Origin of the sequence: Clostridium sp. C8 (assembly GCF_001010885.1) — a bacterium.
GTDB lineage: Bacteria > Bacillota > Clostridia > Clostridiales > Clostridiaceae > Clostridium > Clostridium sartagoforme.
In genome coordinates, this window is the sequence record NZ_LBMX01000097.1 from 46,923 (window position 1) to 60,944 (window position 14,022).

The 14,022-nt window shown below is 27.2% G+C and carries 9 protein-coding genes; 1 reads left to right on the forward strand and 8 read right to left on the reverse strand.

Annotation, left to right across the window (positions count from 1 at the left end):
* Positions 1 to 14: 14 nt before the first annotated feature.
* The 3 genes from AAT22_RS15750 to AAT22_RS15760 all read right to left on the reverse strand — a co-directional run bounded on the left by AAT22_RS15750 (position 15) and on the right by AAT22_RS15760 (position 5,548).
* Positions 15 to 680, reverse strand: coding sequence for a sugar transferase (locus AAT22_RS15750; RefSeq protein WP_047001930.1), 666 nt, complete (start codon positions 678 to 680; stop codon positions 15 to 17).
* 428 nt (positions 681 to 1,108) lie between these two features.
* The gene (locus tag AAT22_RS15755; protein ID WP_047001931.1) at positions 1,109 to 3,166 is read right to left on the reverse strand and encodes a family 10 glycosylhydrolase; all 2,058 of its coding nucleotides are present in this window, start codon (positions 3,164 to 3,166) and stop codon (positions 1,109 to 1,111) included.
* A gap of 78 nt (positions 3,167 to 3,244) precedes the next feature.
* On the reverse strand, positions 3,245 to 5,548 hold the full coding sequence (locus tag AAT22_RS15760) for a cell wall-binding repeat-containing protein (protein ID WP_047001932.1): 2,304 nt from the start codon (positions 5,546 to 5,548) through the stop codon (positions 3,245 to 3,247).
* Positions 5,549 to 5,792: 244 nt separating this feature from the next.
* On the opposite strand from AAT22_RS15760, the gene AAT22_RS15765 reads away from it, so the two are divergent.
* On the forward strand, positions 5,793 to 6,752 hold the full coding sequence (locus AAT22_RS15765) for an LCP family protein (RefSeq protein WP_047001933.1): 960 nt from the start codon (positions 5,793 to 5,795) through the stop codon (positions 6,750 to 6,752).
* 45 nt (positions 6,753 to 6,797) lie between these two features.
* On the opposite strand, the gene AAT22_RS15770 is transcribed toward AAT22_RS15765, so the two are convergent.
* From AAT22_RS15770 to AAT22_RS15790, 5 genes are all read right to left on the reverse strand, one after another.
* Positions 6,798 to 8,258: an alginate O-acetyltransferase gene (locus AAT22_RS15770; RefSeq protein ID WP_156174344.1), complete on the reverse strand. Its 1,461-nt coding sequence runs from the start codon at positions 8,256 to 8,258 to the stop codon at positions 6,798 to 6,800.
* Positions 8,259 to 8,272: 14 nt separating this feature from the next.
* Positions 8,273 to 9,673: an MBOAT family O-acyltransferase gene (locus AAT22_RS15775; RefSeq protein ID WP_047001934.1), complete on the reverse strand. Its 1,401-nt coding sequence runs from the start codon at positions 9,671 to 9,673 to the stop codon at positions 8,273 to 8,275.
* 189 nt (positions 9,674 to 9,862) lie between these two features.
* Positions 9,863 to 11,086, reverse strand: coding sequence for an amidase family protein (locus tag AAT22_RS15780; protein ID WP_047001935.1), 1,224 nt, complete (start codon positions 11,084 to 11,086; stop codon positions 9,863 to 9,865).
* Positions 11,087 to 11,089: 3 nt separating this feature from the next.
* Positions 11,090 to 12,310 (reverse strand): phosphopentomutase, encoded by a 1,221-nt coding sequence (locus tag AAT22_RS15785; protein ID WP_047001936.1) that lies wholly within the window; start codon positions 12,308 to 12,310, stop codon positions 11,090 to 11,092.
* Between the two features lie 525 nt (positions 12,311 to 12,835).
* The gene (locus AAT22_RS15790) at positions 12,836 to 13,996 is read right to left on the reverse strand and encodes a YhfX family PLP-dependent enzyme (protein WP_047001937.1); all 1,161 of its coding nucleotides are present in this window, start codon (positions 13,994 to 13,996) and stop codon (positions 12,836 to 12,838) included.
* Between the last annotated feature and the right edge of the window lie 26 nt (positions 13,997 to 14,022).

A 14,022-nucleotide genomic window follows, 5' to 3' on the forward strand; every position in this document is an offset into this window, starting at 1 on the left:
TCCTCCAAATTGTTCTATATTGCACCCTCTTTTTTTATTACAGATACAAAAGTTTTAAATATAATCTTTATATCCATTAGTACAGATTTATTTCTTATATAATACATATCCATTTTAACTCTTTCATCATAAGTTGTATCACTTCTACCATTTGCCTGCCAATATCCTGTTAATCCAGGTAATATAGAAAATACAGCTTCAGCATATGATCCATATTTTTCAATTTCCTTTTCAACTATTGGTCTTGGGCCAACTATACTCATATCACCTTTTAATATATTTATTAGTTGTGGCAGCTCATCCAAGCTTGTCTTTCTCAAGAAACCACCAACTTTTGTTATTCTTGGATCATTATCTAATTTAAAATTTATATAATACTCCTTTTTTTGTTCCTCTGTGAAATTTTTAAAAATTTCTTCTGAATTTTCATACATTGTTCTAAACTTATAAATTTTAAATTCTTTCATATCCTTACCAATTCTATTTTGTCCAAAAACTATTTTCCCTTTTGAATCAAATCTTATAACTATTGCAACAATTATAAATATTGGACTTAATAAAACAATGGAAATTAATGATAAAACTATATCTACCAATCTTTTAACTACATTATAACCAACCTTATTGGTCACCTTATATGTTATTTCAATTTGCTGATTACTAGTATTAATATTATCCATACCTATCCCCCTAATTATTAAAACAATACATTTCTAAATCATTATCATTAATATTTAAATATTCTTTCTACATATTCATATCTAATATTACAAATAATATTACTATTTATAGCACAAATTATTATATCATATATATTTATCAAAACAAACCCTTGTAATTTATTGTAATTTATTGATATTTAATACTTTTTATAGTTTTATTTTTTATTATTTTAAAAATCAAATTAAAATTTTATTAATATATAAATATTCTATTAATATTTACTTGCTATTAATTTCTACAATATTCATCTAATAATCTCCTGTCGAATTTTATGATATTTTTCTTTTCTATTTATGTAGTTAAATATTATAATTTATTAAATTAATTAAATAAAAAATACCTATAATGCTAATATTGTTAGTATCATAGGTATTTCTATTTTATTCTACTTCAATGCAGATTTTAAGGAGTTTATTGCTATTCTTGAAATTCCTCCACCAACTTCTACAATTGAATTTGCAGTTTTTGAACTAAATATATTTTTTTGATTAATAGTTAAATCCACATCACATAAAACAACCATTCCATTATTTAATGCTGCTATTGGTCCTGAAGCTAGTGCATCTACTAATTCTAATCCCTTTGATGCATATACCTTATTAAGATTTGGACCATAAAATTTTTCTATTACTATTGCATTTGTATCGTATCTATTTGCTCCACCTAATCTATTTTTAGATATATCTGATGAGGTCAATCCATTAACTAAATTTAGAACATTATCACTTAAAACAGTTTTTCCTCCAATTATATATGCACTATTTAAACTTTCATTTTTTAGCCAACTATAAACATCGTCACTTAATTTATTAACCTCTGATAGTATTATTGGCATCCTATCTCTTCCAGCTACTGCTGCTATAGACATTGCATCTGCTTCTCCTATACCATTGCTTACAACTATTTTTTCAACATCATAAAAGTTTGAATCTATATATTTAGCTATTTGTAATGAAGTTGAATATCTATCACTTCCACCTAATCTCTCTATTGTTGAAATCCCGAGATTTCTTAAACTTGATTCGACATTTGTATCTACTACTGTATTTCCACCTATTATTATTGCTCTTTTAGCATTTAATCTTGTAATTTCTCCTTTAGTCACATCCGGTATTAAATTACTTCTAGTAAGTAATATTGGTGAATTTATATATGTAGCTAAAGGTGTTGCTGATAATCCATCTGATATAGCTAATCCATTTACTATTACTACTGTATTAGCCTTATCGAATTGACTTTGACTTAATTTTACAGCTGTTCCATATCTATCACTTCCAGCTAATGATATAACAGGAACTGTTAATGAATTTTGAATTTTTTGTCTTATACCTTGAAAATTATCTCTTATAAAACTATATCTAAAGAATATACTTCCCTTTACATTAGGGTATTGTGTATTTAAATTTATTTGCTTGTCCACCTCCGATGCAACATCGGCAGTATAAACATTATGTCCAATATATAGATTAACACTTGTTCCGTTTACTTCATTTGACCACCAATCTACTAACTTTGTATAATCAGCAACTTCATATCCTATTTTCCAATAAATTTGAGGTGCAACATAATCTATCCATTCATTTCTTATCCAAGTTCTTGTATCAGCATAAATATCATAATAGCTTTGTGCTCCTCTAGTATCAGACCCTGTAGAATCGCTAGATTTATTTTTCCAAATACCTCTTGGGCTTATTCCAAAATCAATGCTCGAATCAATGCTGTTTATTTTATTGTTAACTGCTTCAACTAATTGATTAACACTTTTTCTTCTAAAATCTCCTATATTTAAACCATTTCCATATCGTGCATAAGCATCAGCGTCATTTATATCATTTCCTGGGTAAAAATAATCATCAAATTGAATACCATCAACATTATAATTTCTTACAATTTCATCTACTGTATTAACAATATGTTGCCTAACCTCTGGTAATCCTGGATTATAATATAAGGCATTATTATATTCAAATACCATACTTGGATTATTTCTAGCAAAATGATTTCCTGCTAAAGAATTAAGATTTGTTCCACTAGTTGTTACTCTATACGGATTAAGCCATGCATGAACCTTAATTCCTCTTTTATGTGCTTCTTCAATTGCAAAAGCCAAAGGATCATATCCTGGATCCTTTCCTTGAGTTCCTGTTAATACCTCAGACCATGGATTTATATTTGACTTATATAGTGAATCTCCCTTTGGTCTTACTTGAACAATAACTGTATTTAATCCTAAACTTTTTACATCTTCAAGTATATTAATAAACTCTTGCTTTTGTTGTGACACATTATTCCTAGCTCCAACGCTTGGCCAATCTTGATTATACACAGTTGATATCCATACAGCCTTCATATCTTCATTTACTTCAGCCTTAGGAGTAACTGCTAAAAAATTAATCATTACAAAGCTTAATAATAAAGCTACCACCCTGTTTATTTTCTTCATTCTCTAATCTCCCCTTTAACTATATAAGATAATATTCTTACAGTATATATTATATTTAATAAAATAAAGTATTTTGTTTTAATTTAATATATTTCTCATATCCTCTTCTGAACCTCTTGGTACTCCTCCACCAATTTGTATAATTTCATTAAGTTTCTTTTTACTTAATACATTCTTTTGATCTATATCAAGATTATTATCACATAAAACTATAGCACCACTATTTAATGCAGCCACAGGCCCTGCGCTTAATGCATCTATAAGTTCATATCCCTTTGATGCATATATCTTTTCAATATAATTACCAAAAAATCTTTCTATTACTAGTGCATTAGTCTTATATCTATCACTTCCTCCTAGCCTATTTCCTTTAATATCTGAAGTAGTAATCAAATTAATATCATTTAATAGCTTATCTGATATAACTCCCGTGCCTCCAATTATATATGCATTTTTTAACCCTTCACCTTTCAACCAATTATAACCATTAGAATTTAAAGAATTTATTTCTGTTAATATTATTGGCATTTTATTTCTTCCTGAAATAGATGCTATTGACATTGCATCTGCTTCCGCATATCCATTTGCTATCACTATATTTTCAACATCATAACAATTATTATCTATATATTTTGCAATTGTAAGAGATGTTTCATATCTATCACTTCCACCTAGTCTTTCAACATTATTTACTCCTAATTGATTTAACTTTGATTGAACATTTCTAGATACTACGCCTTCTCCTCCTGCTATTATTGCTTTTCTTGCTCCAAGTCTTTTTATTTCGTTTATTGTTTCTAGTGGAATGCTATCACTTTCTACTAATAATATAGGTGCTTTTAAGTGTGTAGCTAAAGGAGTAACAGCTAACCCATCTGCTATTGCTAGTCCATTAACTAATACTACTGTATCAGATGAAGTAAAGTTTGAACTACTAAGTTTTGCTGCTGTATCATATCTATCTACTCCTATAATACTTGTAAACTTAACTTCATTATTTTCTTTTGGAAATGTAACTTTAAAACTTATTTCATTTCCCTTTGCACTACCTACTTCTGAAATTACAATTCCACTATTTTGTCCATTATCAAGAAATAAACTGTTTGAAATAAATCCACTATTTAAATCATTACTCCCAATGCTTGTCCTTCCTGATTCCTGTGATAAAAATGCAGTCCTTGTATTTCCCGAAGCATATGTATTATTAATATCACCATTTCTAAAGACATAAATATAATCTGGATATCCATTTCTATTTCCTAAATATGCATTAACATTTTCATTTATTCTATAAACAATAAGTCCTGAACCAGGCAGAGTGCTGTCCCAATTTCCAGACTTCTTTCTGAATTCTACCATAAAATATTCTTTTTCTGACAAAGGCGATTTAATTTTAAATGCAACTATATCATTCTTATTTGAACTTTGCGATGATTTAACAGTATATGTTCCATCACTACTGATTTCTTCAATATTCATGTTCAATCCACTATAAAAATTTCTAGTATATACTAAAGGTAACTGGCCATATCCATCTGTATTTGCCATTACATCCCATTCTCCGACTGGATTTCCTCTATAATAATATCTGTATAAATCAGGGTAATTAAATGCATGTAAAAATTCATGTATTGCTACTTTTATTAAACTTTTATTAAAAATATTATTTTCATCAGTTCCTACATTAATTAAATTATATGTAGCTAACTTTTTTTCCTTTATTGATGAATCTCCTAAAAATCTAGTTTCATGTGGCCATAGCATATTGTTTCCCACTGTAGCTCCTGTACATAAAAAAGTTACTACATCAATTTCACCATCACCATTTTTATCTAATTCGTCTGCTGATAAACTTATACTATCTTTTATTGAATCAAATGCCCACTTTATAAGGGCTTCTTCTTCTTTACTTCCAGCAATATATTTTTCATAATAACTTCTTGTTTGTGGGGCTTCAATTGATAAGTATGTATTATTTCCTTTAGGATAAATATCAGTATTTACTTTTACTTCTCCGTAAGTTAAATCATTTATATATGAATTCAGGGAAATTGAGCCTTCATCTGCAACTTTATCATTGTTTAAATCATTGAACAAATTATATGACTCATATAATTGCTTTGATTTTTCTTCATTCATAAACTCATCTTCACCTTTGAATCTAATAAGCACAACTATATTATTTATTGTTTTTGATGCTCCATTTGACATTAATGGTACATTATTATTTATAGTTTCACTAAGATTATCTACTCCAAGGCTTGTCCCATTTTCTATCATATAATTATAAATATTATTTTTCTCTATTGCGTCATCTGCTAGAGGTTTTACTGATGGTACTAAAAAGAGTAACGATAATATGACAGATATTAATTTTTTCATTCTTCTCCCCCTAAATATTAAAAAATATTCCTTTATTTTAATTAATTCTATTTTTCATATGAAACTTTACGCTATCACATAAGGTTTTATACTATAATTCTTCAAAAACTACTCGTAGTAATTTTATCATTTTTTACATTTAATATCAAATACACTTATTTAAAATGTATATTTTTTCTCTATTCCCAATATATCTTTATTTTTGATATAATATATCTATATTTCAAAAATTGGAGGCTAATATATGAAAAAAATGTCAAAAAAGAAAATTGGACTTATTTCTGCAATTGTAATCCTTTTAATAATTATAGGTTCAATAGTATCTTATACATATTATCTATCTAGCAAAGTTGAAAGAGTTGAGGTTGATAGAAATGAAGTTACTAATACAGGGAAGGAAGCCCCTAAGGAAGCTAATGATGTTATAACTATTGCTTTATTTGGAAGTGACTTTTCTGAACTTTATGAAGTAAGTGCTGCAGATGCAACAATGATATTATCTATTGATACAAAAAATAATAATATAAAGCTTTGTTCTCTAATGCGTGATATTTACTTAGACTTACCTCAAGGTGGTAAAATGAATTTAAACTATACAATTTTAGATGGTGGGCCTAGTTCTATACTAAAAGCAATTAACTACAACTTTAATTTGAAAATAGACAAGTTTGTGCAAGTTGACTTAGCAAGACTTCCTAAAATAATAGATGCACTTGGTGGTGTAGATATAGAGATAACTCCTGAGGAATTAGAATATATTAATGGATATATTGATAATATAGATAAAAATAATGGAACAACTACTAACCATATAACAACTTCTGGTATGCAGCTTTTAAATGGAACTCAAGCTTCTGCTTATTGTAGAATTAGATATACAGCTGGCAGAGATTTTAAAAGGACTGAACGTCAAAGAGATGTATTAAATTCTTTATTTGTTAAATTTAAGGATATTAATTTAACTGAAATTCCTGGCCTTATAAATGATGTATTGCCATTAGTTACAACTAACCTTTCAAACTCTGAAATTATATCAATTTCAAGTAAAGCTTTAGGAATGGGGTTAAGTAATATAGAACAAGGAAGATTTCCTTCTGATGAAAATATAATAAGTGCAGGATTTACAGATATGTACCATACTAATATAGATATAGATGGAACAACCAAAGAACTTCATAAATTCATATTTTCCATAAATGAATAATGAAAAAAAAGATTGGCACCCCTGAGGTCCAATCTTTTTCCAATTTTAAATAAGTGTGCAATTTATTTCTTGATATCTTTCTTCATCTTTAGATACAATATATAAGTTAAGGTTATTTAGCTCTTTTATTTCAGATGTTTTTATAGAAAACTCCATATATTTTTCGTCATTCAAATCAATTATATTGCAATCTAATATTCTTCCATTAAAATTTGCATATACATATGATATATCATCTCCACTTATAGGAATTGAGAAATTAGTTAAATTACTATGTGATTTACTAAAATTATTTTCTTCTATATATATAAGATTATCTTCAATTAAATTACTGTAACTTTCTATAGTTTTATTATTAATCTTATTTTCCATTCTATCTACAGGGAAATAATAATTTGAGTGAGTATATTCTGTAGATTCAAACAATACTATATCAGGATTAAAAATATTAATATAATACTCATAATCTATAACATTTCTATAATTATGTATTTTCATAATTTCTGAAAAATTTTCTGTAATAAACTTTTCTTTACTATTAAAGTAGCTTCCTGCAAAAATCAGAATTCTTGGTGCTTCTGTATTTACATTATTTTTGTAATGGGTAAAATTTCTATAGTTTGAATCTCTTTTTATCTCTCCTTCAAGATCATCTATATACACCGAATTATCTTGAATTAAATTATAATGAATAGTTTTTTCATCAATTTTAAAATATGAGACTGGAAATGTAGCATTTATATATTCTTCTGTATTAAATTTATTTATATCAAAATTCCCAACCCTATCATCTAATAAATTTAGTTTATCTAATATTGCTGATATTCCAATAACAGCACCAGTTTCATTCCAATGCCCTGCATCATATTTTTTATCAAAAACTTGATTGTTTTCTTTTGCAGCTTTTAAAGTTTCTACATTATTAAGATAGCTAACCTCTTTACTTTCAAGAAGACTTAAAAAATAGTCCAAATTCATATTATTATATTTATATCCATTAGGTAAAAACTCTTCATATACAGTGGATTTGCTTGGTTCTATAGTATATAAAAATTTTATCCCTCTATCATTACAATAGTTTTCAAATTTCTTTATAAAATCTGAAAACACTTCTTGAAATCTAGAATCAAAACCACTTTCTGATACTTTAGAAAAGATATATTCCTCTTCTCCATACTGATAACTTGGATGAACCATTTCATTAAATAATACGTCCATCCCCTTGTTATATATATTTACCATTTCAGTTCTAAATCCTATACGATCATCTATGTAATTTTCTATACCTTCACTATTAACTATATCTTTAAATTCTGTTAACATTCTATTATCTATCTTTGATATTTGATTACCTTTAATATTTATAGTTACTAGTGGCACTAAAATTATTGTAAAAAATATCACTATTTTAAATAAATGTATTTTTTTTGTGTATTCGCTTTTTATATAACCACTATCTATTTTATTGTTTTCAATAAATTTATTTTCATTATTAGTATTTTTCATATTTTATGCCTCTCTTAAAATTGGAAGTAAATAAATGGACTATATGTAGAATTTATTATAAATATCATTGATACTATAAATAATATAGATATTATAATCACACTTATTAATTGAAATAACTTATTATTTTTATATCTATGAGAAACTTTTCTAATTATAGGTGTTGATCCAATAATAGCCATTATTATCCAAAATATAAATTTGTTATTTATAAAATATTGATATGTAAATGTCATATCATTAAATTTAATTAATCCAACCATTATTGCTAAATATTCTAATGCTGCCTTTAAACTACTTGCTCTAAAAAGTACCCATCCTACCATGATAATTATCATAGTACTAAATAACTTTATAAATGAAGGTGTTTTTTTATACCACATTTTATTTCTTATTAATCTTTCAATAATCATAAAAAGTCCATGCCATAATCCCCAAACTATGAAGCTCCAAGAAGACCCATGCCAAAGTCCTGTTACTATAAATACAATAAATAAATTGAAATAAACATTTCCTTTTCTATTGCCTCCTAGTGGTATGTACAGATATTCCCTAAACCATGTTGATAATGATATATGCCATCTTCTCCAAAATTCAGTTATAGATTTTGATATATATGGATAATTAAAGTTTTCTGGAAACTGAAATCCAAATAGGTATCCAAGACCTATAGCCATATCAGAATATCCTGAAAAGTCAAAGTAAATTTGGAAAGTGTAGCAAATTGCTCCTATCCATGCAGTAGTCATATCTATACCTGTAGTAGAAAGATTAAATATATTGTCTGCCATAGCACCTAAAATATCTGAAATTATAACCTTTTTTGATAAACCTACTACAAATCTGTTTATTCCATAGCTAAAAAACTCAATTGATTCTTTTCTAAAGTTAATTTGATTATTTATATCTTTATATTTTATAATTGGCCCTGCAACTAATTGAGGGAATAATGCTATATATAGTGCAACTGAAAAAATATTTTTATTAACCTTTGCATCATTTCTATAAATATCTATTATGTAAGACATTCCTTGAAATGTGAAAAATGAAATTCCTATAGGTAACACTATATTTTTTATTGATAAACTAGAATTAAATAAGGTATTAACATTGCTTACAAAAAAATCATAATACTTATAATAAAATAATAATAATAGATTTAAAATTATTCCCAATAACAAGAAACACCTTTTTAAATTTATCTTATCTTTAGCTTTATCTATTAATATTCCAAATAAATAATTTATCAAAATCGAAACAATTAATATCTTTAAGTAACTTAATCCTCCCCAAGCATAAAAAAATAAACTAGCTATAAGCAATATATTATTTCTTATTTTCTTTGAAGATATATAATAAACAAATACTACTAATGGTAAAAATATAAAAATAAATATTGATGAGCTAAATATCATAATTGTCTTCCTTTCAATTTAACTTTTGTTCTAAATGCTAATATTTTATATGCTAACTTAAACTTAAATTTCTATGCTATCATAATTTAATTATCACCAAATTAATTGAAAACTAAAATGTGTAACAAAAAATAAAAGATGCAATAAAAATTACATCTTTCATAACTAATTATTAATAATCTTCCCATATTAATCTAAATCTATATTATCAATAAACTTTTCTCTATTAATAAAATATCTATTAAACATCTCATTCTTTTCTATACATTCATCAATTGCTTGTCCTAAAGTGAATGCATTAATTAATCCCTGTATTCCTTCTTTTGCACAAATAACAAATCCACTTGCAAGCTTATCTCCTGGTATAGTTATTCCTGTACATTTGCACATATTTATTGCTTTAACTATTCCCTTCCCCCCATTAGATGTTATTTTCTTTTCAGCCTTTCCCTTAAAGCTTTTTTGGATAGTTTCATCATAGCCATAAATATCTATTGGTCCTTCATAGGTTAAAATAATATCTGCAATATCCTTATCAAATATATTTTTTATTTCTTTTATAGCTATATTCCTTTCATATATGTTATCAAATGAGTATTCTATAAATTCAAGCTTTATGCCTTTTTCTTCAGGAACATTGCTATTCTTACTATCTAATTGATTTTTTAATTGCTTTTCCTCAAAGACTTTATGTTTATTTAGATTACTAATCACTTTATCTATCTCAACTCTCATATCAATATCATCAGGCAAAATAATTGAGTTGTGCTTAGGAATTGCTATTCTTAATTTAGTATCATTTATATTTTTCCTCTTATTTAATACATCAGAATCATTTTCATTACATTCTTTATTCCTTATTTTATCATTTTGAATTTCCTTATCCAAAATATCAAAAACTACATTTTTTAATGTTGGAAAATTTTTAGAAATTATCCCAATACCTCCTGTAAAAGATATACTATCTGTGGATAAACTTTCCTTTCCTGTGACTAATCCTACTCCTGATCCTATAAATGAATATAAGTTAGTACTAAGTGCTGGAGCTAAAACTGAACCTCCACCATCTGTTCCTATTCCAAAATCATTAATTCCTTTTAAAATATTAATAGCTGTTCCACTACTTGAGCCTGTCATGCATCTATAAGTTAATAGATTAATTAAATCAGTGTCTACACTTCTACCAAGATGAGACATCTTATCCACAGTTAAAAATAAATATTTAGAACTTTTTCTTAATTTATCCACTAAACCTTTAGGAATATCCACAGTATTTTTAACGCCAAATGTTAAGAAGTCTTTTTCTTTATTTTTTACTTCTTCTTCTGATGTCTTATTTATAGATATAACAGACTTATATAAATTTTGTTCTGCTAAAATTCTAGCTTTATATAATTTTGTTCCCTTTTCCATAAATTACACCCCTGAGGTCCAAATTTTTTCCAGAAAGCTACTGCCGTTTTCAGGAGCTTTTACTTTGAAATAATCTGCAACTGTTGCTCCTACATCTGAAAGTGTTTCTCTTACTCCAACTGTTCCTTCTTTTATATTTTTTCCATATATCATAAGGGGAACCATTTCCCTTGTATGCTTGCTATGACCAATTGTTGGATCATTTCCATGGTCAGCCATCACTAATAATATATCATCATTTTTCAAAGTTTTAGTAAGTTCACCTATAAGTTCATCTGCTATAAGAAGTTTTTCTGCATATCTATCAACATTTTCTGCATGACCTGATAAATCTGTTTCTTGTACATTGCAACATATAAATCCTTCTTCTACTTCTTTTGATATTTCTATTGTTCTTTTCAACACCTTTTCAGTATCTACCATAGGAATACTTGTGCCTTCTTCATTTATAACTACATCTGCTACTTTTCCTAATAAGTAAACTGGTACATTTTCTTCTGATAGTATTGTTGAAACTTGAGTTTTTGGATTAACTCCATATCCAAGATGAATACATTCATATCCCTTATTATAAACTCCTGATTTTGGTGCATTAATTCCTATATATCCACCATCTTTTTCTTCCTCTGCATTTAATATATCTTCTAAAGTTATTTCTCTTCCTCCAAAAGTTATAACTCTAGGAACTGTTGCAATTGATCTAACTATATGTCCAATATCTAACACCTTACTAAATGATATTAAATCCAAAGCTGAAGTTATATTAAAGGCTTGACCTAAATCACATTCTATATTATCTGCAACAGTAAGTGCCTCTTCTACTACTAAGTACTTTTCTTTTTTACTTTGCTTATATCTAACCTTATATCCAGCTTCCTTAATAGCATTATATATAGCTTCTATTTTATTTTTAATAGGTTCTCTAAATGGCATCTTTGGTTTTGTCCCCATTATCTCTTGATGTCCAAAAAAAGTATCTGCTCCAAAATGAGTTAACTTTGCCTTTCCAAAAGTTGCATGAGAATTTTCCTTCATTCCGTTTATTTCTGTTCCTAATATATTTATAAGACCTAACTTTTCAAGATTTGGTAAAGTTACATCTTTTCTTCTTTCTAATATATGAAGACAAGTATTTGAATTTATATCCTGAGGTCTTGTTTCTTTAACATCATCCATTTCTCCAATTCCAAAACCATCGAGTACAATTACAATAAATTTTCCCATATTACTTCCTCCTTCTTTTTCAGTGCACAGTTCACGGTTCACAATTCACAGTTATTTGTCAGTTCACAATTCTTAGTTCACGGTTCACAGTTATTTTTCGGTTCTCAGTTCACAGTGCACAGTTATTTGTCAGTTTACAGTTCAAAGTTATTTTAATTTATAACTATACATAATAACCTTGATATACTTCGCTACTGTTGATTATTATATATTTAATTAATTAAATTTCTACTTCTATAGTTAGTCTTGGCCAAATTATCTCATCAATTCCTTCATTTTTTTATTTTTCATTTTTTTCTGCTTATAATTAAAAGAAACTTCAGCACAGGGTTATACTACTTCCATCCCCAGCATCCATTTCTTTTCCTCTAATTATTTATTCAATTTTATATAGTTCACAGCTCACAATTCACAGTTCACAGTTTACATTTAGTACTTGTTACCTTATACCTGTTACCTATAAAATCAAAACAACTGTGCACTGTGCCTTGTGAACTGAAAAATGCTTTGCATTTTTTACAACTATCAATTAACTGCTCTTCCTTGTGAGTCATAAATTCCAACTATTTCTGGATTACCACTCTTTATTCCTTTAACTATTGCCACATTACTTCTTGTAACAAAGATTTGAGTTCTAAATGCCATAACTACTGTATCTGATACCTTGCAGTTTTCTGATAATTCAAAATGGTAATCTATACTCTCATCTGTTGGTGGAATAACTTCTATAATCTTTGAATTTTCTAAATCTTGACCAACCAAAGCATTTTCCATATGAGATCTTCTATAATGGCCTCCTCCATAACAATAAGCTTTATCTTGTAAGTTATGTGATACTTCACTTACATAAACCATTGCAGGAAGTTCATCTCCATCATTAAATTTATGATATGGTGTACTTCCTGTTAATCCATGTCCAGGTTCTCCATGAGTCCCACCTTCTCTATATATCTTTTCGATAGAATTAACACAAGTAGCTGAAGGCATATTTAATTGATTTATTTTTATATTAAATTCTTTTTCTAATATTTCTTTAGCCTTCTTAATTGTATCTATATTATTTGTTCTTTTAATTTCATTACTTTCTTCATTGAATAAAAAGCATGGAAATGAAGTTACTCCTGATAAGTTTAAACTTTTAAGCTTAGTTAATTCTTCTCCTATACTTTTAAGTTCATTTAATTTAAATCCGCCATATTGTCCCGAATATAAATTATCATTTTCATCTAAGACTCTAAGCATTATATTTTGCTTTAGTCCAAGTTTTGAACAAACTTCATTTAGTTCTTTTGCTTTTTCAATTGAATAAACTGTAATGTAATCTGGTCTAGACTTAATTACCTTTTCAATTAAAGTTTTAGGAATTTGAACCAAGTGTCCAACATGACCTATTTTTATATTATTGTCAATCATAACTTCAGCTTCTTTAAAATCCACTACTACAGCTCCATCATAGCCAAGTTTCATAAATTCCTTGCAAACAAGTGGATTTCTGCCTATTTGTTTACTCATAAAATAAAGCTTTATACCATATTTATCTGCTTCCTCTTTAATCTTTTTTGCATTTTCTATTAAAGTATCCAAGTCTATTAAATAAGTATCTGGCATTATTAATCCTTCTTTATGGAGCTTAAATGCAGCTTGAACCAACTTTCTGTTTCTATTTATTGTTTTTTCAAGAAACATCTTTACTCCCCCTTGTATGATGTAGT

Coding starts and splice junctions, on each gene's coding strand:
- AAT22_RS15750 (WP_047001930.1), bottom strand. CDS start 680: ATGGATAATATTAATACTAGTAATCAGCAAATTGAAATAACATATAAG.
- AAT22_RS15755 (WP_047001931.1), bottom strand. CDS start 3,166: ATGAAGAAAATAAACAGGGTGGTAGCTTTATTATTAAGCTTTGTAATG.
- AAT22_RS15760 (WP_047001932.1), bottom strand. CDS start 5,548: ATGAAAAAATTAATATCTGTCATATTATCGTTACTCTTTTTAGTACCA.
- AAT22_RS15765 (WP_047001933.1), top strand. CDS start 5,793: ATGAAAAAAATGTCAAAAAAGAAAATTGGACTTATTTCTGCAATTGTA.
- AAT22_RS15770 (WP_156174344.1), bottom strand. CDS start 8,258: ATGAAAAATACTAATAATGAAAATAAATTTATTGAAAACAATAAAATA.
- AAT22_RS15775 (WP_047001934.1), bottom strand. CDS start 9,673: ATGATATTTAGCTCATCAATATTTATTTTTATATTTTTACCATTAGTA.
- AAT22_RS15780 (WP_047001935.1), bottom strand. CDS start 11,086: ATGGAAAAGGGAACAAAATTATATAAAGCTAGAATTTTAGCAGAACAA.
- AAT22_RS15785 (WP_047001936.1), bottom strand. CDS start 12,310: ATGGGAAAATTTATTGTAATTGTACTCGATGGTTTTGGAATTGGAGAA.
- AAT22_RS15790 (WP_047001937.1), bottom strand. CDS start 13,996: ATGTTTCTTGAAAAAACAATAAATAGAAACAGAAAGTTGGTTCAAGCT.